The 19,342-nt window shown below is 55.2% G+C and carries 17 protein-coding genes and 2 pseudogenes; 4 read left to right on the top strand and 15 right to left on the bottom strand.

Annotated features, from left to right (window positions below; translation table 11 throughout):
- Window positions 1–32: 32 nt before the first annotated feature.
- The 12 genes and pseudogenes from CIP100161_RS00730 to CIP100161_RS00680 all read right to left on the bottom strand — a co-directional run bounded on the left by CIP100161_RS00730 (window position 33) and on the right by CIP100161_RS00680 (window position 12,239).
- Window positions 33–440 carry a hypothetical protein gene (locus CIP100161_RS00730; protein ID WP_155871199.1) on the bottom strand — a complete coding sequence of 136 codons (408 nt, stop codon included), beginning with the start codon at window positions 438–440 and terminating at the stop codon, window positions 33–35.
- Window positions 441–536: 96 nt separating this feature from the next.
- Window positions 537–4,322, bottom strand: a complete 3,786-nt coding sequence (locus CIP100161_RS00725) for a coiled-coil domain-containing protein (protein WP_232053026.1) — start codon at window positions 4,320–4,322, stop codon at window positions 537–539.
- A gap of 174 nt (window positions 4,323–4,496) precedes the next feature.
- The gene (locus CIP100161_RS00720; RefSeq protein ID WP_232053025.1) at window positions 4,497–5,165 is read right to left on the bottom strand and encodes an AbfB domain-containing protein; all 669 of its coding nucleotides are present in this window, start codon (window positions 5,163–5,165) and stop codon (window positions 4,497–4,499) included.
- A gap of 17 nt (window positions 5,166–5,182) precedes the next feature.
- Window positions 5,183–5,389: a hypothetical protein gene (locus CIP100161_RS11990; RefSeq protein WP_232053024.1), complete on the bottom strand. Its 207-nt coding sequence runs from the start codon at window positions 5,387–5,389 to the stop codon at window positions 5,183–5,185.
- A 39-nt stretch (window positions 5,390–5,428) separates the two neighbouring features.
- Window positions 5,429–6,733, bottom strand: a complete 1,305-nt coding sequence (locus CIP100161_RS00715) for an LGFP repeat-containing protein (protein ID WP_155871197.1) — start codon at window positions 6,731–6,733, stop codon at window positions 5,429–5,431.
- Window positions 6,734–7,430: 697 nt separating this feature from the next.
- A pseudogene (locus CIP100161_RS00710) lies at window positions 7,431–8,363 on the bottom strand (IS3 family transposase); the annotation flags it as partial.
- A gap of 377 nt (window positions 8,364–8,740) precedes the next feature.
- Window positions 8,741–9,499 (bottom strand): hypothetical protein, encoded by a 759-nt coding sequence (locus CIP100161_RS00705; RefSeq protein ID WP_155871196.1) that lies wholly within the window; start codon window positions 9,497–9,499, stop codon window positions 8,741–8,743.
- A 109-nt stretch (window positions 9,500–9,608) separates the two neighbouring features.
- Complete coding sequence (locus tag CIP100161_RS11985; protein ID WP_269472933.1) at window positions 9,609–9,947, bottom strand: LysE family transporter; 339 nt, start codon at window positions 9,945–9,947, stop codon at window positions 9,609–9,611.
- Window positions 9,948–9,979: 32 nt separating this feature from the next.
- Window positions 9,980–10,060, bottom strand: a pseudogene (locus tag CIP100161_RS12325) (LysE family translocator); the annotation flags it as partial.
- Between the two features lie 113 nt (window positions 10,061–10,173).
- Window positions 10,174–10,902, bottom strand: a complete 729-nt coding sequence (locus CIP100161_RS00690) for an SDR family NAD(P)-dependent oxidoreductase (protein ID WP_155871194.1) — start codon at window positions 10,900–10,902, stop codon at window positions 10,174–10,176.
- Window positions 10,903–10,906: 4 nt separating this feature from the next.
- On the bottom strand, window positions 10,907–11,494 hold the full coding sequence (locus tag CIP100161_RS00685) for a DNA-3-methyladenine glycosylase I (protein WP_166443130.1): 588 nt from the start codon (window positions 11,492–11,494) through the stop codon (window positions 10,907–10,909).
- Between the two features lie 52 nt (window positions 11,495–11,546).
- Window positions 11,547–12,239 carry an alpha-ketoglutarate-dependent dioxygenase AlkB gene (locus CIP100161_RS00680; RefSeq protein WP_155874484.1) on the bottom strand — a complete coding sequence of 231 codons (693 nt, stop codon included), beginning with the start codon at window positions 12,237–12,239 and terminating at the stop codon, window positions 11,547–11,549.
- A 19-nt stretch (window positions 12,240–12,258) separates the two neighbouring features.
- Between CIP100161_RS00680 and CIP100161_RS00675 the strand changes: the two genes are divergently transcribed.
- Both CIP100161_RS00675 and hrpB read left to right on the top strand, forming a co-directional pair.
- Window positions 12,259–12,549, top strand: coding sequence for an LbetaH domain-containing protein (locus tag CIP100161_RS00675; protein ID WP_232053023.1), 291 nt, complete (start codon window positions 12,259–12,261; stop codon window positions 12,547–12,549).
- Window positions 12,539–14,884, top strand: coding sequence for an ATP-dependent helicase HrpB (gene hrpB, locus CIP100161_RS00670; protein WP_155871192.1), 2,346 nt, complete (start codon window positions 12,539–12,541; stop codon window positions 14,882–14,884). The genes CIP100161_RS00675 and hrpB overlap by 11 nt, the downstream gene beginning before the upstream one ends.
- On the opposite strand, the gene CIP100161_RS00665 is transcribed toward hrpB, so the two are convergent.
- Window positions 14,874–15,644: a TSUP family transporter gene (locus CIP100161_RS00665; RefSeq protein WP_155871191.1), complete on the bottom strand. Its 771-nt coding sequence runs from the start codon at window positions 15,642–15,644 to the stop codon at window positions 14,874–14,876. The genes hrpB and CIP100161_RS00665 overlap by 11 nt on opposite strands.
- On the opposite strand from CIP100161_RS00665, the gene CIP100161_RS00660 reads away from it, so the two are divergent.
- Entirely contained in the window at window positions 15,639–16,214 is a 576-nt protein-coding gene (locus CIP100161_RS00660; protein ID WP_155871190.1) for a hypothetical protein, read from the top strand. The genes CIP100161_RS00665 and CIP100161_RS00660 overlap by 6 nt on opposite strands.
- A gap of 4 nt (window positions 16,215–16,218) precedes the next feature.
- Window positions 16,219–17,271, top strand: a complete 1,053-nt coding sequence (locus tag CIP100161_RS00655) for an AbrB family transcriptional regulator (protein ID WP_155871189.1) — start codon at window positions 16,219–16,221, stop codon at window positions 17,269–17,271.
- On the opposite strand, the gene CIP100161_RS00650 is transcribed toward CIP100161_RS00655, so the two are convergent.
- The gene (locus tag CIP100161_RS00650; protein WP_155871188.1) at window positions 17,249–17,686 is read right to left on the bottom strand and encodes a MarR family winged helix-turn-helix transcriptional regulator; all 438 of its coding nucleotides are present in this window, start codon (window positions 17,684–17,686) and stop codon (window positions 17,249–17,251) included. The genes CIP100161_RS00655 and CIP100161_RS00650 overlap by 23 nt on opposite strands.
- Window positions 17,687–17,722: 36 nt before the next feature.
- Complete coding sequence (locus tag CIP100161_RS00645) at window positions 17,723–19,336, bottom strand: DUF885 domain-containing protein (RefSeq protein WP_155871187.1); 1,614 nt, start codon at window positions 19,334–19,336, stop codon at window positions 17,723–17,725.
- Window positions 19,337–19,342 lie beyond the last annotated feature (6 nt).

Here is a 19,342-nt window from a genome sequence, read left to right as displayed (position 1 = left end):
AAGTTAATACGTGCAGTATACATGCCAGAGGTTTATTCGCTAGCCCAGCAAATAGCGGCAACTTTGCCGAATTGGTACGACAATGCGATCACTCTATTTTCATGGTGAATGTTAATGCCGTCCCGGTCGTGGTCGAACTCAATGCCCAAACCCTTCAAAGCTTTCACGAACTTTCGATTTGGCAACGACAACGGGATATCAAGGAAGCTGTCTGTTTCGAGCACATCCAAAATCTCGACGGAGGAAACTGACTCGCCCTCCACATTGGCTCGAATTGTGTAGTCATTGTTGCCGACTGCGCAGTGTCCGATGATCTCGCCCGTGAATGACATCTTGAGATATGAGATATCCAGGTAGCGGTAATCAGACAGGAGGCCTTCGTAGTACGAAATGGGTGTGCCTAACTGCAATGGTGCGGGAATTTCAAAGTTGAACTTCATTTTCTATGTCTTCCTTAGATACAAGTCATTGCTTTACTGATTCACAGTAGTCATCTGGAGAATTCAATACATGGCACTAGCTCTCGTTTCTACGGCTTAGGCTGGAATTACGGTGATATGTGAATCGATTGATAGATTGCCTGCATCGAGGTTGTCTGCGATACGGAAGTCTTTGCTAAGGAAACCACGAGAAAGAGCGTCGTCAATCATTTCATCGAGCGCTTGATCATACTTACCTGGAAACACACTTTTTATGTATTCGTATTCGCCCTGAAATGCTTCCTCAATTTTTCCTTCCCGAACCAATTGTTCCTGCGCTTCCTGATATTTCTTTGCTTTAGTCCCGCTTCCCCAAGATTGTGTGAGTTTGTGGTCCGCTTTCTCCATTTGAATGGCGGGCGCGTTGCTGCACGTCATTCCCACAGGAAGCGAGGCCTTTTCTTTTTTGATGGTAGAAGCGGCGATGATGTGGTGCCGTTCAACTCTGAACTTTTGGCGCGGATCGATCCAGGAACGTGTCATAAGTTTACGGTAATTTCCCCCTCGGAAAATTCTTCCTGGGAAAGAACCAACCGTGCATTTGGTGCTGTCTACTTGCTCAAATTGCAATTGCCTGTGCCGATTGGCGTAATGAACCGCAAATTGAATGTTTGGTCTGGTTACTGCAGCAGAGCTGAGGGAGATCGCTCCGCAGGAGGGAATGCTGTGGAGTTGGTTGAGCTTGGCTGAGTGCTCGACTCGACGTGCACGAAGCAAATCGCGCACCTCGCCAGTTTTACTCAATAGCTTACGTAGCGCAGGTATTGCCTTACCTGCTTTTAGTATCTTCGAAGCTGGGAATAGGCTTACCGCTGTCCATAGACAACCGGAAAATTCACCATGGAAGCAGTTGACTACGTCGGTAACTCCAATAAAGTCTAAAAGAAGATCTAGAGCCTCCTGGCCAATTGTCGCTTTTATGCTTTCGAGAATTCCTGTAGTTTCTTCGACTGATCCGCCGTCTAGTTCTGCGTTTTTGTTCGCAGCCTGAAGCTCTACCTGTTCGTTCTGCCACTTTTCCGTTGCAGCTTGATACGCAGCATCTGCAGCCTCTGCAGCGGAAGCGGCATCCTGGCCAGCACTTGCAGCTGAGACTCTTGCTTGCTCGGCGGAGGATTGAGCTTGATTGGCTGACAGGTGGGCATCTAGGGCAAAGCTTTGTGCTTGATCTGAGTTGGCTGTGGCCTGTTGCGCGTCTTGTTCAGCCTGACGTGCGGCCGCATTTGCACGCTCTTTCTGCTCTTGAGCAAATCTAAGTGATTCTCGAGCCGAGGCTAGAGATCTGTTTGCTCTTTGCGCTGACTCCTCGGCACGGCCGGACCATTGGGCAGCCTCCTGCGCAAATGCCGAGGCCTGTACTGCATTGCCATAAGCCTCAAAGTAGGACTGTTGAGCCTTTGCAGCGCTTTCTGCTGCTCGGTGGGCAGCTTGGAATCCTTGCTCCAAAAGTGCATTGACTTGTTGATCATGCGTGGTCTTCTCGGCATCATCTGCGCTCTTTCGCGCTGCTTCAACTGCAATAAACTCATTAAGCCCTTGCCGATCCCCTAGAATGGCTGCTTCAGCAGCTGCTTTCAGCTCAGGTCCACCGGTTCTTTCCAGCTCATAAGCCAGCTGGAGTTGGTCATCATGACGGGCTTTGAGATATCCATTACCGTTGACAAAGGCATCAAGAGCCTCGTAAGTTCCTTCGGTAATAGCTTTGTCTGCCGCAAGCTGAACTTCTTTTCCAGCATTTTCCTTGAGTTTCCAAGCTCTCTCGATTAGGGCAGGAGTACGAAGTCGTTTTGCTTCGTCAGTTACAAACCAATGAACAACCGCTCCGTCAGCATTGACCCATTCTTCAGATCCGTCACGAATTTCCTCGTTTGGGTCAGTCGCCCACCATGTATTTAAGACACTTCGTTCATCGGTAGTTAGTGCAGCAGCGTAACCACTTTTAGCAAACTGTTGAAGATCCTCGGTCTTTCCACTGGATAAAGCTAGTTTCGCTGCTCCAGAGACGGCCGGCCCGCCGACCATAGCCGCGGCAACAGTTGCGTCGCGAAGTCGCGTAAGATCATCTGGGCTGGAGGGTCGTAGTGCAGGGTTTTCTTCAGTTGCTTCGATATTTGAATAGGCCCCAAGCAGCCTTAACTCGTCTTCGAGTTGTTTGCGTTTCTCTTGTTGTAATTGTCGAGTTTGATCATTTTGAGTTTCAACTTCATTTGCTTGGATGGCTTGGTCTTTGAGGTATTGAGCTTCTTGTTCCTGGCGTTGTTTTGCTGATTCTTTGGCTAGTTGCGCGATGTCAGAGGCTAGGTTGATTGCTTCGATGGATTTTGTTGCAGCGTCTTGGGCTGATTGGGCGTTGGCGCCTGCTCGTTGTGCGGCGGCAGAAGCGTTACCTGCTTCGCGTGCGGCGTCCTCGGCTGCTTGTGCGCTTTTACTTGCGTGGTCTGCGGCTTCGCGTGCTGCTGTGCGTGCTTGTTCAACGAGACCGGTGATGCGGGAAACTAGTCCGTCTACTTCGTTGGATGCTGCTCGGGCTCGTGACGCAGCAGCACGGGCTCGTGCGGCCCCTGCCCTGGCTTCGGCAGCAGCGGCGTCGCCTGCCCCAGCGGCTGCTGCTGCATCGGATGCGGCGGCTGCTGCGGCATCAGCATTGCTAGCAGCACTTGCTGCAGCTCCGCTGGCGGTGCGGGCAAATCCTGCTGCGGCATCGGCGTGGACGAATGATTGCGCTGCTTTTTCAGCTGCTCGTGCTGCATCTCGGGCTTGTTCAGCAGCTTGTCGGGCTTGAGCTGCCATAGAAGCATCGTATCCGGCCGCAGAAGCGCGGGCAGAAGCTTCTTGTGCTGCGATGCGTGCGCGGGAAGCTGCTGAGGCTGCGCGAGCCAACGCGTCTGCAGTTTGTGCTAAAGCTTGACGTGCTTCAGCTGCCGCAGCAACAGCGTTGTCAGCGGCTTGTGCGGACTGGTTGGCTAGCTTTCCTGCTGCTGCAGCCGCGTTTCCTGCCCTTACTTGTGCGGCGTCAGCTGCTAGGGCCTCATCTTTAGCTTTTTGGGTAGCTTGTCGAGCGGCCTCAGTGGCTCGGCGGGCTTGGTCTGCGTTTGTTGCTGCAAAACCAGCTGCTTGTTGGGCCTTATCGGATTCAGAGATGGCGGTATCGACCAGTTCGGTGATACTCATTGTTTCTGTGTCTCGAGCAGAGTCGACAAATTGACCGTAGCGAAGATACGACTCGATTGCCGTATCTGTGTCTGTCATGAGTGCTTCTGAGGCTCCGGCAGCAACAGATGGGAGTGGTGAGCGGGTTAGTTCATAGACTTCGCGTCGTTTGTCGTCTCGGCGGGCTTTGTTTGCTCCTGTTGAAGAGAATTCACTAAGGGCATCAGCGGTGTCTGCCGATAAAGCGTTTTCGGCCGCAGATTTAAGAACACTGCCATCAGGAGCCTGAGTTGCTTTCCATGCTGTTGCGCGGTCGTCCTCGGTTTGGGCAGTCTGCCACCCACTTTCAATGAAATTACTGAGGCTTTCAATGTCTCCTGCGTTAAGAGCTTGGGTCGCTGCTTTCTGGACGTTTTCACCAGACAGCGACGATATTGTTACGACTATCTGGCGAAGGTCTTGGGTTCGAGCTTCATTCATTCCGGATTCCGTGTAGGCAGTCAGCTCGTCTGGGCCACCACGAAGTACGGCCTCGGCTGCCGCTTGGGAAGCAGTGAAATTGGTTGCGACCATCTCCACGGCGTATTCTCGCGCCTGTTGCTCGTTAGCAATCTGTGTACCAAGATTTATTTGGTCTGCTTGTGCAAGTGCATCTGCTGAAGAAACACTAATGCCCAGAGCGGCCGTAATCATGGTTGTAACGATGGTTTGCGCGTATTTTTTCAGGGTTTTTCTACCGTGGTGCATGAGAGGATGTCCTTTCGGAAAAGGTTAACGAGATAGGTGCCACGTACCACGGAGAAATTGTCGGAACAAGTGCGCCGACATGCAGCAAGGTGGCTTTATCCATTTGCGTTGCGCGGAGTTTTAGTTCCCTGGCAGCGCTAGAGCTTGATCGACAAACCATACTGATTCGCTTGTACGCGATGTTGTCGTTGTTACCCCTTGTGAACCGCTGGTAGTAAATACCCGGGTCTGATTAAGTGCCGACGCAAGCCTTGTTCCAGTAGGGGTTTCTGCCGCTGCGGACGGACACCAGGTCGCCCCCTTTGCATTGGGATTGCTTTGAACAGTGACTGAACCGTTGGATTGCATTGTTAGGTAGACCCCTGGATATGCGGCAGCTTCTAACGATACGCACTGAGATCCGTCGCGGGCGGGGACTACTTTAAAAGACGCATCCAGTCGGTCATTAAACCCCGAGTTCCGATCCAAACTAGTCAATTCAACGCCTGCCCATGACAGGCGAAGCGTTTTCCCCGCTGCATTTCGTCCAGCCGATCGTAAACTGACAACATGGGGGTTAGCGGTATTAATTGTTAAGTCACCAGTGGCGGCACCTGCCGAGGTTGCAACTGGGGTAACTTGAATCTCCACGACTGTTGACAGGTTATTGTCGACATCAATGCTTTGTAGCTTTCCAGGCTCAATGACTCGCTGCCAATACACCTGCCCATCGGGTAGCTTAAACGCGACTGAAACTGGGACTTTCAAACGATTGACGATTCCATAAGAGCCTGTAATGTTGACCGCCACCCATCCGGTCGGTTTGGTCAGAAAAAGCAGGCCTTGGAGTTTTCTAACCCAGAAGAGTCAACACGCACATATTCAACTCCAGTGGCACAGTCTTTTTGAACAATTCCACCGTCACCTGCGGTGATATCGACAGAAGTTTCTGCTACCGCAGGGGAAATCGAAACACCAGCGGCAATAACACTAGCTAGTACGCCTGCGGAGAATCGACGAAAAATAGAAGACACGGGTAACTCCTTGACTTATAGATGCTGTTTAAAAGATGGCTACTTCGACAACGGAATGTAGGTTGTCGAAGACGAGTCGATCGTCGAGCGCAGATTTCCGGCAAACTTACCCCACACCTGCGAACCGACATGATCGGAGCTAAATGGACCTTGAACCTTTGAGGTCTGTGTCGAACCAAAGGATTCGACTACGAGACGAACCCATGTTTTGTCAGAGCCGGTGTATGCAGACTTCACAGCATCACTATCGAAGACAACGCCAGTCTCCTTTGCTGCAGGGGATGTTACTTCATCGAATCGGATGTTTAGTGTTCTGCCGCCGCCTTCAGGGTGATCGCTAGCGGTAACAAGTGAGAACCCTTCATCAGAAATTCGGTCAACGGTCACCTTGCTTGTGGCTCCGCCGACACCAGTGAAGGTGCATACAGCACCTTCGGTGATTTCATCTGGGCATCCTGACAATGGGAAATACTTATCCATGTTTTGGATGACTTCACGGTAGACGCCTGCTGCATGCCACCGCTTGAAGTCTGTGGTGTTAAACAGTGGATAGATCTGTCGGTAGCTCGAAATATTCTTGTTATCGAAGGCGGCTAGTGCTTTTCCTGTGGGTTCGAAATACTGGATTGAACCACCCTGGAAGTCTTGCTTTACTCCCCCACCAGCTGAATATTGCTCACCAGTTGGGAACTTCAAACTGCTGCGTTCCCAGCCTAGGCTTCCCCAGAACTTACGGATAGGTCCGGAGATGATATGGGTTCCACTTGCCGAAGACCAGTAGATAGACCCGCCTTGGAAGTGGTTGTAACGACCTGTCTTTTCTAAGGTAAGCAATTCGTCCGTCGTTGGGTACCCGAGGTCTCCAGTTTCCCATCCCTGCTGCCCCCATTTGTCTCGGATTCCTCCCCAGACTTGGTGGGCATCGGTGTCAGGAGACCAATAAATAGAACCACCTTGAAAATGGTTGAACCGGCCAACACCATCTGGAGTCTTGAGCTCATCGGTAATCGGATAACCCAATGCAGCGCCCTCCCAACCAAGGTCGCCCCACTTGTTGCGGATTCGTCCACCGACCTGATGGGCGATACCATTATCGACCCCGGCATGCCAGTAGATAGACGCATCTTTAGCAAAGACCTGGAAACGCCCGTTGTTCTTAGCGATGCGTTCGTCAGTCGTTGCATCACCAAACGTGTCCCATCCACCCAAGCGGTGATATGCCTCTTCAATGCGCCCACCAATCCAATGACCATGAAACACATTGGCCCCCGCAACACCAGTGCCTGCGAGAGAAATGCTCGCACATGCTGCAACGACTACGCTTAGTTGTTTTAGACTCTTCATTTGCGATCTCTTCCCTATGAACGTGGAGGAACACAGCTTTGTGACAGACTTTTGCCAGCAGTCTTTAGAGTAAACCTTCTACCCGGCGAGACAACTGGAAAATAGATGAAGAAAACTGTAATTACCCCTACTTGCCCAAAAGGACAGGTGGAAACCGTTTTTCATAGTGAAGGATTTGGTCTGAGCAGACTCTTATGGGGGTAGGAAACCTAGGGGTCAAAGGATTTATCCTGCTACCAACAAGAATAAAGTCCGCGCAGTCCTTGATAAGTTTGAAGCTGATAAGCTTGGCCAAAAGCCCTCGCAATCAGCGAAGGCTGGCGCGATGTGTGGGACAACTTCATTCCGTTCCCGTAGATCCAACTGAGGTAAGCGGGCTATCTACATCACGACTCCCATTGAATCGACAAACTGAAAAATCGCGTAAAGAACCCCATACTTGCGCTTCGTATCACTTTCACATTCGCCTGACACTCCAAGGTGATCAATGCACCCATATGGTAGTAGCTGAGGTGTCCTAAGATCTCTTATCTGCTCAGCTGGAACGGAAGTAGAGACCGCTCAACTACCTGTAGGGCGGGTCCGTCTCCGTGACTGAGAAACTCACCTACATTTGCCTCCTTCTAAAAGGCCACTGCTTTCTGAACTAGCCCCACTAAAAACTCCCCAAACCCCCAAATCCCGTGTCCGCCACTGGTCAGTTTTTCATGTCCGCCAACATCTGATTCCGATAGTGCATCGGAGTCAGACCCTTGAACCGTTGTTGAAGCCGGGCGTTGTTGTACCAGAAGATGTAATCATCTACGGCCCGGTAAAACTCATCAACACTGGCGAAGTACTCGCCGTAGTACATTTCGGTCTTGAGATGACCGAAGAAGTTCTTTCATCACCGCGTTGTCGTAGCAGTTACCCTTACGCGACATCGACTGCACACCACCAATAGACTCAATTAACTAACGCCAACTGGAGTGCTGGTACTAGATCCCTTGGTCAGTGTGCACCATCAACCCTTCACCATGTTTATGCCATGTGATCGCATTCTTTAACGAGGTTGACGTGAGCTTCGTTGACGGGGATGTCGACAACTCGTGTGCCAGAATACTCCGGTCGCTTAGATCCATGATCGGTGAAAGATAGACCTTCATACCAGCCACCTGAAAACTCGGTGGCATCACTAACACATACTGTGTTGGGTTGTTCTGGCGTGACGTTGCAGTCCAAGAGGCTCTTTGTGATGTGGCTCGTCTGGCCTTGGTACGAGGTGTACTTCTTACGCGACCTGACCTTGGATTTCAAGCCCATCTAGTCCATGAGCTTGTAGACGAGCTTGTGGTTAACCTCCCAGCCTCGTTGACGTAAGTTCACTGTGGACCCGACGGTAGCCAAAGTAGTGCTTCATCTTCAAATATGGCCGTGATGACGTCCCTTAAGCTCGGCATGTAGGTCTGGCCAGTCTAGGCGTTGCTGGTGGTAGAAGTACGTCGACCTTGCTAAGCCTGCTGCTTTTAATAGGTCGTTGAGTCGATGCTGTGATGTGAGGGTGACGATGGCTTTGGTCTTTAGCCTTGCCGTTGGTTTTCAAGTCCCGCAATTTTTTTAGGTAGCCATTTTCCGCCCGAAGTTTCTCCACAAGACATAGCCTGCCATGGAGAAGCCAGCGATGGTACAGGCTACGAACTGGGGCGCGCCGGACCCCAATCCGACTTGCTGTAGCCGTAAAACCCAAGTCTTGCTCACATAGGCCAACGAGCTGTTCTCGTTGTTCCTCTGACAGAGAACTTCGTGTGCTCATAGAAACACTCCCTATTAGTCGGTGTCTGATTTCTCAGTCCAACTAAAGGGGAGCAGTTCAAATCTCACCCACGGAATTAACAACCTATGTAGGAACACCCCCAAGTCGGCTGCACGGCGAACCATCTCTGCGATGGTGCGGCCTTCAACAGTAGGTGTCGTGGTAACAATCGTGAGTATCTCCTTGTCGGAGCAATTGTTGGCTTACGCAGCTTATTAGCTGGCAAGTTTGTGGATTTGTTTGTTAACCAAGTCGGTGATCGCTTGGTCAGGAATATCACCGGTTCCCACTGCGGTAATGGTGTGTCCGTGCGCTTGCGCAATGACCACTGTGGTGCGTTCCCCAGCGCGCGCACCGCTCATATCAGCGTCGTCGAGGGTTAAGCCTTGGAGATTTTGGTCAACGACCACGACACTGTCTGCACCTTCTACTGGGAGTTGTTTTGGTGCAATGGCATAGGTGGTACGCGAGTTGCCTAAGGCTGAGGTGTTTTCTGAGGTAACGGTGGCGCAAGCACCTGCGTCTGGTACCGGCCCTGCTGCGTCTTCTTCGAGTTTGACGAAGGCTGTTTGATCGCCGCCGGCGCTACTGTACATGGATACTGCGGTGGTGCCACGGGCTTGAGACCCCCAGTTGAACATGGTGTGGCTGTCAAAGATGAGGGGTTCGCACTCTGGTGGGGTGATGGTGTCTTTGGGGGTTTCTTCTGCGGAGCCGAACATGGCGTAGAAGTCCTCATGGGTAAGACCTTCGGGGGCGTCTTCGGCGCCGACGATTCGCCCTGAGAGTGCGTCGGCTGTGGTTGGTGTGGCCGAGGCTGCTGCTGGGCTAGAAGGTCCTGCAGAGCCGTCGGTGGTATCGGTTGCGGTATCTGATCCACATGCTGCCAGCATGGCGGCACTGAGCGTTCCTACTGCGAACACGAGTGGGAGTTTGGTCCAGCGTGTGTGTCCTTGACGGTGTGGTGTACGCATTGCGTGTGTTCTCCTCTTGAATAGACAACGTTGGACGGGGGCACGCTGCGGGTGCAGTGCATCCTCTCTTATGTCGCAGACTAGCACACATTAAAAAGCTTAAAGTGTCTTAACTCACAATTCTGGCAACTCCTTCAATGGCCATGATTACACCTACGGCGAGGAAAATTACGCCCGCGCCAAGATCAATCCATGCACTATTGCTCATTAAAGCGCTGGCTGCCACCCTCACGACACACGCAAGGCCGATAAACCACGCTAGACCGCTAACGATCAGAAACGCTGCTATCGCAATAGTCCACATAGTCCCCATATTGGGGTTGACAAACTGTGCGAATATCGAGGAGAAAAACACCACGGCTTTGGGATTAGACAGATTCGTTGCCACCCCTGCCCGCAGTGCCGACCAGCGAGTCCCCCAGACCGCACAGAGGACATACCCATCCACGCGATATAAAGCCCACCAACTAATTGAATAAAGTGCACGATCTCTGGCCTAGCAGCTAACACTGCCGCAAACCCCAACAGGGATCCCACAATCCATATCGTGTTACCCGTCATCACACCTAGCGCACACCACATGCCTAAGTGCCGATTCTTAGTACCCATGCATACAATCTGCAGCCCACACGGCAGCTAATGCACCAAACGCCGAAAGAGTCATAGCGGTAGAGCTAGATCACCTGATCCTGTGGGGTGATCACAAGCCGGTCAATGTTGACATGCGCAGGCAACGAGGCCACCCACCGGATCGTTTCCGCAATATCAGCCGCGGTGAGATTCACCTTGCCCTCATAGACAGCATTGGCTGCCTGCTGGTCACCTTTAAACCGCACCAGCGAGAAGTCAGTGTGCACACGCCCCGGGTTGATTTCTGCCACACGGATACTCCGTTCTTGGAACTCAATGCGCATGACCTTATCCATGGCAGATACCCCAAACTTGGCAGCGTTATAGTCAGCGCCACCGGCATAGGGCACGATACCGGCGATCGAGCTGATGTTAATAATCAGACCATTACTGCTGCTCAACACATCAAGCAGAGACCTCGTTACCCGCAATGTGCCTAACACGTTGGTGTTATACATCCACTGCCAGTCGTCAAGATTGGCCTGAGCAATGGGATCAAGCCCTAATGCGCCTCCCGCGTTATTCACCAGCAGGTCACATCGCGGAATCTGCGCCGCAAACGCAGCCACCGACTCATCGCTAGTTACATCCAGCTCAATAGCCGTCCCCACAATCTCCGCCGCTAGAACGTCTAGGAGATGCTTGCGACGCGCCGCTACGATCACATGCCAACCATCGGCCGCAAGCGCACGCGCGGCAGCCTCACCAATACCCGAGGAGGCACCGGTAACAACCGCAATCTTTTTCTCATTAACCACATGTTGATTCGACATGGCACTAGCTTTCCACGAGAAGTGGCGACGCGCCACGGGGGCGATCATCCACCATCCCCACTGCCTGCATGGTGGCATAGCAGGTGGTAGGACCAACAAATTGAAAACCATGACGTTTCAACTCTTTAGCCATCGCCCGAGACTCCACCGTCTGCGAAGGGATATCCGCCACCGTAAGAGGAGGAGTATGCTGCGCCGGCGCAAACGACCACAACACCTCATCCAAGCCACCATGCTCACGCAGATCAATCACAGCACGAGCGTTATTGACCACCGCCATGATTTTGCGCCGGTTACGGATCAGGCGGGCGTCGACAAGCAATGCCTGCACATCCGCCTCCGTCATGCACGCCACCCGATCCGCATCAAACCCCCAGAAAACCTCCCGAAAAGCAGCGCGCTTCTGCAGCACCGTCCGCCAACTCAACCCCGACTGGAACCCCTCTAGCGCTAATCGCTCAAACAACCCCGACTCCGAATGAACCGGTGCACCCCACTCATAGTCGTAATAATGACGCAACAGCGCATCCCCCACCGCCCACGCAGGGCGTACCCGACCATCATCACAAGAAATAAGATCCATACCGTTCATGACAGCGAGGCTAAAACATCCCTCCAACACACGGGGGTAAAACAGGGGGAAACTATAGCTTTACCTGCCGAAATGTCAGATTTATCCGCCCCTGAGACACCCCACATCGCGTCGGTGCCGTGCCCTCGTGCAGCCGCACCACCGAATGAAACATGTCTCGCGACGGTCCACCAAACACCACCGCATCCCCGCTCCCCAACACCACGTCCTGCCACGGACGCTGCCGATTCACACCATTGCCCGCCCGAAACACCGCCGAATCTCCAATAGACAACGACACCACCGGTGCACGGGAATCCTCAAACGCATCTTGGTGCATCCCCATCCCAGCGCTCGGCGGATAATAATTCACCAAAGTCGTATCAATGCGATAAGAATCCACCCACGCGGCAAGGGAGTCGTCAACACCCGCAGCAGCGCGCAAAACTTCATGCGCCAGCGCCGAAAACTCCACAGGAATAGGCGGGACAGCCACCCCACCCCACTGAGAAACATACTGGTAGGTACGGTATTCCCAGTGCAACCCCAAGGACATCAAATAGGCGCTCATCGTGCCAGACGCCCACTGCTGCCGGTGCATCGCAAGCGGAGTACCTGCCATCGAACGCGCGATCTCACGGCACTGCTGCACCACGGCGAACTGCTGGTCCAACCCCATCCAACGTGGCAGGTGAACAAGACCAGGGCGCAGCACCCGTGGCAGCTCACCACTACCCCAACCGCTATCACTGAAAAGATCTGGCATACCCACTAACCTAGCCATCATGAGCTTTGATCCGCATACCCTAGCTACGATGGCCGACCAGCGCGCCCAACGGTGGCATATGCCGGTATCACCTGAGATCACGCAGTCTATAGCTCGCACCGCAGAGTTGGTTTTTGATTACAACGCCAATATGCGCACCGCCGGCTGGGAAATCGCCCACCCGATTGTCGTCGGCAAGCAGGCATGGCTAGGGGCTGGCGTGATCGTTTTACCTGGGGTCACCATCGCCTACGGCAACCCTGCCCGAGCTATACACACCACCAATCCCCACACCACTTATGAGCTTTAATCTTTCTGTTATCGGCGCCGGTCTGCCCGTCGCACAGTCCACCACGACGCTTATCAGCGCCCTGCGCACCCATCGCATGGCGGTGGTACAAGCCCCACCTGGCACCGGTAAAACCACCCTTGTTCCACCCATTGCACACAATGTAACTGGCGGCAAGGTGATCGTGGTGGCCCCACGCAGGGTGGCTGTTCGCGCCGCTGCACACCACCTTGAACAACTTGACCGCAACAGCTGCGAGCACCTCACCGCCCATCGCGTGGGCTACACCATCCGCGGTGAGCGTTCTCGGGGCGACCTCGTGGAGTTTGTCACCCCAGGTGTGCTGTTGCGCAGGCTGATTTCTAATCCGGAGCTCGACGGGGTGTCCGCCGTGGTGGTCGATGAGGTGCATGAGCGTCAGCTCGACACCGACCTTGTTCTTGGCATGCTTGTTGAGCTACGAGAGCTTCGCGACGATCTCACGATCATCGCAATGTCGGCAACCGTCGACGCCCCACGTTTTGCTGAGCTACTGAGCCCAGAACACCCAGCACCTATCGTGGAAACCCACGCGGAGATCCACCCCCTAGAGTTGCATTATCAGCCTGCCGCCGAGCGCATAGCACTGAGCCGCTCATACATGGATCATGTGTGCACAGTTACCCAGCGTGCGGTGGCACATTCCACGGATTCCGCCCTCGTATTCTTGCCCACCATTGCCGCTGTGACCAGCACAGTATCCGCCTTGGAGCAGCGCACATCCGTTCCGGTTTATCCTCTGCATGGGCAGTTGAGCAGTTCGGAGCAAGACGCTGCGCTGCGTGCTGGCCAGCAGCGGATCGTGGTGGCAACGTCGATAGCCGAAAGCTCTTTGACCGTGCCCGGCGTGCGCATTGTTATCGACGCCGGCCTAAGCCGTGTTCCCAAACGCGATCACGCCCGCGACCTCACCGGACTGGTCACCACCAGCACCAGTCAGGCACAAGCAGACCAGCGTGCGGGACGTGCTGGCCGCGAAGGCCCAGGCACCGTGTACCGTCTGTACTCAGCGGCGGAGTTTCAGCACTTTCCCGATCACGTCACCCCAGAGATCCGCTCCGCCGATCTGACCCAGGCGGCACTATTCTTGGCCGCGTGGGGTTGTACTGATCCTGCCCAGTTCCCGCTACTTACTTCGCCTCCTGAGCGGTCGTGGGAGCAGGCAGTGGATACATTGCGCGACATCGGGGCTCTTAACGCCGCCGGCCAGATCACTGAACTTGGTCGCACGCTGGCTACGTTGCCCACGGATCCTCGGCTGGGTGCGTCGTTGCTGCGTTGTGGTGGCGGGGCTGCACCGACGATTGCGGCACTAAGTCTTGATGCCCGTGGTGATATTCCCCGCGCCATTGCCGCAATGTCCAAGCAGCCACGTTTTACCCGTGAGGTGGCGCGGTTAACGGGGCTCGTACCCGATTCTAAGTGCACACCCGGTGAGGCGATCGGGCGGGCGTGGCCTAACAACGTAGCGCGTCGCGAGGGCGATAGTTACCTTATGGCGGGTGGGTCCCGCGCTGATCTGGGAGTTTCTACGCTTGCCGGCCATGAGTGGCTCGCGGTTGCGCAGGTGTCTCTTACGCATCGTGGCAGTGTCATCCGCTCGGCTGCCCCTATCAGCGAGGCCACCGCTTTAGACATCATCGGCGTTGCGGAGCGCACCGAGGCCACGCTTGTCGACGGCTCCCTGCGGGGCACGCGCATCCGTCACGCCGGCGCAATAACATTGGGCACAACCAATGTGAAAGTTGAGGGTGAGCTTGCCGAACAAGCTCTCGCCGAGGGAATCCGCACCTATGGCCTTGATCTGTTCACATTCTCCGAGAAGGCTACCGAGCTGCGCGACCGCCTCCACCACCTCCACGACTATTACGGTGAACCGTGGCCGGATGTTGATGCGGCCGACCCCACCCTGTGGCTTGGCCCTGAGATCGCGGCCCTTGCCGCTGGTACCCCAGCCGCCCGAATCGACCTCTACCCAGCACTTCAGCGCCTTTTGCCGTGGCCGGAGGCCACCCGCCTCGACGAGCTGGCACCTGCCGTACTTGAGTTGCCGAATGGCAGGCGCGCCCGTATTTCTTATGCGGGTGACCGACCGGTGTTGAGCACCAAGCTGCAGGATTGTTTTGGCCTGTTGGAGTCTCCTATCGTGTGTGGCCGCCCGCTTCAGTTTCATTTGTTGTCGCCTGCTGGCCGCCCGCTTGCAGTGACCGACACGTTGGACAGTTTTTGGGCAGGCCCCTACCAGCAGGTTCGTTCCGATATGCGTGGGCGTTATCCCAAGCACCCGTGGCCGGAGGATCCGTTGGCTATCCGTTGAACCACTGTTGTTGCGCCAAGTAGATACTCATCACGACGACGAGGGTAAGCAAGGCTGCGCGCAGGAGTCGGGTGCCACCACCGAGGACAGTACGTGCTCCTAGTTGTGCCCCGGCAATGTTGGCGATAGCAAGGATGATGCCGAGTTTCCAGAGGATGTGACCTGCGGCGATGAAGACGCAGAGGGCACCGATGTTGGTGGCGGTATTGATGACTTTTGCCAGGGCTGCGGAGCGGATGAAGTCTTGGGAAAGCAAGGCAGTAAAGGCCATGATGAGGAACATGCCGGTGCCGGGCCCGAAGATGCCGTCGTAAAGCGCGATGGCGGCAACGGCGATAAGTGCCACGGCACGTCCCCATGATTTGTGGGTGCTGTTTCCTTGGCCAAAGTCGGGTCTAAGCGCAACAAAGAGGCCAGCGATAAGCATCAATATGATAACGATTGGCCGCATTACATCTTTGCTTATCGACGCCGCCATCAGCGCACCCATTCCGGAACACACGGCCGCCACGGGGATCATTCGTAACGTGAGGGAGGTATCCACCCCGACTTTGCGCACGAGGGTTACCGCCGCGGAGGAGGTTCCGGTGACTGCTGCGAATTTGTTTGTGGCCAGCGCATTTGCTGGGAGCAGCCCTGGGGCTACGGCCATGATGAGTGGGATGAGAATCAATCCACCGCCGCCAATGACGGCGTCGACCCAACCGGCGGCGGCCGCCCCAAAGGTGAGTATCGCCCAACCGCTTAGTCCTAGATCCATGGGGTGTTGTCCTTTGTTCGTGTTCTGCGCCCTGTCAGCGTTGTTCGTGGTTACACACTACGCTCGGAGGTAACCAAGCTTGTGGAGGTGAGCACCGTGAGATTGACTACCGTTTGTCAGGCCACTGCGATTGCTACTGCGGTGACGTTGGGGGTGTGTGGTTGTTCGTCGGCTGGGTCGGTCCAGCAGGCGGCACCGGAAACCATTCAGCCCGGCGGCTATGTGGTAGCCCTTAGCAGCGATGTAGACCTTGCTTGTGATTTCACCCCAGCCCAAGCCCAGTGTTCACCGGTGCAGTTTGTTACCACATGGAAGAACACGGAGGGCGCCCATGAGCAGGCCACCACTGTGGTGGTGCAGGCGGAACCGTTTGCGGTATCGGCAACAGGCAAACAGCCGCCGATGCGCGATCAGGGTTTTGCACACTTAGACAAAGAGCACCGCTATGTGGTGGGTGATCCGCAGTCTGGGTGGCTGGTGGATTCCTCGGCACCAGATTCACTGAAGATCAGCAGGCCCGATGGCAAGGGTGTGGTGATTACCCAGGATTCCTATGAGGCTGTGAACTAACAAAGTGACGTGGAATAGCAGTGTTGCCGCGCGATGGCTGCTGGTGGTGCCGGCGTCGGTAGCAACCGGATATGTGTTGAGTATGGTGCACGTTCCTGCGGCATGGATCCTTGGGGCGATCTTCGTTTCCGCCACGATGGCCATTGCCAGTGGTGCGGAGCTGCCGATCCACAAGGAGGTGTTTAATCTCGGTCGTGGCTTTATCGGGATTTTGGCCGGCTTGCCGTTGGCCACTGCGGACCCGGCGCTGTTGGCACGCTACGTGCTGCCGGGATTGCTGGCCACGTTTGTCACGTTGGCGATTGGCATTGTGGGTGGCATGGTGTTGGCGCGGGCGCAGCCGTTGATTTCCCAGGAGACAGGTATTTTGTCGATGTTGGCTGGTGGAGCATCGGTCATGCCGGTGTTGGCGCAGGATTTGGGTGCAGATTTTCGGTATGTGGCATTGTCGCAGTATTTGCGACTGGTGGCTGTGTCGATGTCGTTGCCGTTGGTGGCGCATATGATTGCGCCGACGGGGTTGGATCATGTGGTTACCCCGCGTGGCGATCAGCCCTGGTGGGCGCTTGCCCTTGTGTGCGTAATAGCGGTGGTGGGCCATCGGATTGCGGCGATGTTGCGGATTCCGGTGCCGTCGATTTTGGGCCCGTTGCTTCTTGTTGTTGGAGCTAGTGCGGTGTTGCCGCATGTGGATTTCACGCCGCCGATGTATGTGCGCATTTTTGCATTTTTGTGCATTGGATGGATGTGCGGCGGTGGGTTGTCGGTGGCTGCGTTGAAGTTTTTTGCCCGCCAAGTACCTGCAACGGTGATGTTTATTGTGGTGTTGCTGGGTGGTTGTGCGCTCACGGCGTGGCCGTTGGCCGCCACCATGGGCGTGGATTATTTCGACGCGTATTTGGCTACCAGCCCTGGTGGTTTGGAGACGGTCCTTGCCCTTGCCAGCGAGGGCGGTGCTGGCCCGATTGTGGTGGCCGTGCAGATTATCCGCCTGTTGTGTGTGTTGTTGCTGGCGGGGTGGCTGCCGCAGCTTATTAGATTGCTGCGGAGGGGTTGATCTTTTCCAGAACGCGGGTGACGGCGGCGAGGTCGGCGTCGTCAAAGCCCAGCATGTCGTTGAGCTCGTCGTTCATTTTTTTGGCTTTGGCTTTCAGACGGCGGCCGCGGGTGGTCAGGCAGACGACCACTTTGCGGTAGTCGCTTTGTTCGTGTTCGCGGGTGACAAAGCCATTGGCCTCCATGCGCCGCAGTAGTGGCGAGAGGGTACCGCTGTCTAGGTCGAGGGGGTCTGACAGTTCACTGACGGTCTGGCGATCTTTTTCCCATAGCAGCAATAGGACCAAGTACTGGGAGTACGTGATTCCCCACTGGTCGAAGTAGACGCGGTACATTCGTTGCATGAGGCGCGATCCGGTGTACAGCTGGAAACAGATCTGCTGGTCCAGTTTCAGTTGGTCAGACATACACCGCATTATATTGCGCGCAACAGGTAGAGTGGAAATCGTGGGTTAGCGAAGTACCTCACGTCGCAGAATCGACATGGGGATAGACCCCAGCGCCAGCGCACGGCTGTGGAATTCCGGCAGGGTCATTCCTTGTGCGATGGCACTGTCGCGCAGATCTTGCCAGAGGCGTTGGCCGAGTGCATAGGATGGCGCTTGGCCTGGCCAGCCGAGGTAGCGGTCGAGTTCGAAGGCAAGGTTCTTCTCATCCATGGCCACGTTGGCGCGCAGGAAGTCCCAAGCGTAGGCGGCATCCCATACACCGCCATCGGGCGTGGTTTTGCGCAGGTGCACGCCAATGTCAAGGACGACACGGGCAGCGCGGAGGCGTTGTGCGTCGAGCATGCCCATCATGGTGCCGGGGTCGTCGTGGTATCCCAGTTCGGCCATGAGTTGTTCGGCGTAGAGGGCCCAGCCTTCGCCGTGTCCGGAATTCCAGCAGGCTACGCGTCGCCATAGGTTGAGGTTGTCACGTTCGCAGGTGGCTTGTCCGCATTGCAGGTGGTGGCCTGGTACCGCTTCATGGAATACGGTAGTGAGTTCTTGCCACGTGTGAAATTCTTCTTGACCTGCGGGAACCGACCACCACATGCGTCCTGGGCGGGTGAAGTCGTCTGATGGTGGGGTGTAGAAGATTCCGCCGGTGCCCGCGGGATCGATTTTGGCTTCAATGGTGCGCACTGGTTCAGGGATGGCAAAGTGGATGCCGTTGAGGTCTGCGATGGCGCGGTCGGCTTGGGTTTGCATCCATTGTTGGAGCGCGTCCACCCCGTGGATGGTGTAACGCTCTTCGCTATCGAGGCGTTTCATGGCATCAACGACGCTGGTACCAGCACCGTAGAGTTCGGCGGCGATAGCTTCTTGCTTATCGACGATCTCCCGCAAGCGTTCTTGACCCCACAGGTAGGCGTCGTCAAGGTCTACTACATCACCAACAAAGAGGTGACTTAGGCGCTGGTAGCGCTCCCTGCCGACGGCATCCTCGGCGGGTGCTTTGTGCAGTAGTTCGGTGCGCAGCCACTGCGCCATCTCCCCACAGGCTGCTTGGGCGCGCTCCACGGCCTCACCTGATACGCCCAGCTGCGTCAGCATTGATTGCGGCTGGGTAAGTTCCGTGAGTTGTTCGATTACGCACCGTACTTGGCGTGCAGCTGCCACCCTGCCTGCTGCGGCAGCCACCTGCAGGGATTCCTTGTAACCAGCCAGTGCTCGCGGGAGATGGGTCAGGCGTGCAGCAATCGCATCGCGCTGCTCGGCGGTGTCCTGCGGCATGAGCAAGAAGGTGTCGCGAATGGTTTGCACTGGCGACTCAATATTGTTGAGCTTTGCGAGGTTATCGCCAGCCGCATCAATGTCTAATTCCACCCCGAGGCGATCCCGCAACACCGCAGCCGTGACACGATCAACCGAGTCGAGGGTGTTGTCTGCAGGGATGGCATGAAGAAGTTTGCGATGCTGGTCTGCAACTTTTTCCCAATACGCTGGGGAGAAATCTTGAAGTTGATCGCCATAGCCACTAATCCCCCACGCGGTAGCTTCGGTGGGGGAAACAGCAGCAAGATCGTACACATACGCCTCACAGGAGGCGTCGAGAGCAGAAGGAATCCGTGGGGTGTTCATGCTTCG

This window comes from Corynebacterium rouxii (genome assembly GCF_902702935.1).
Taxonomy (GTDB): Bacteria; Actinomycetota; Actinomycetes; order Mycobacteriales; family Mycobacteriaceae; genus Corynebacterium; species Corynebacterium rouxii.
This window is presented reverse-complemented; position numbering and strand designations above follow the sequence as displayed.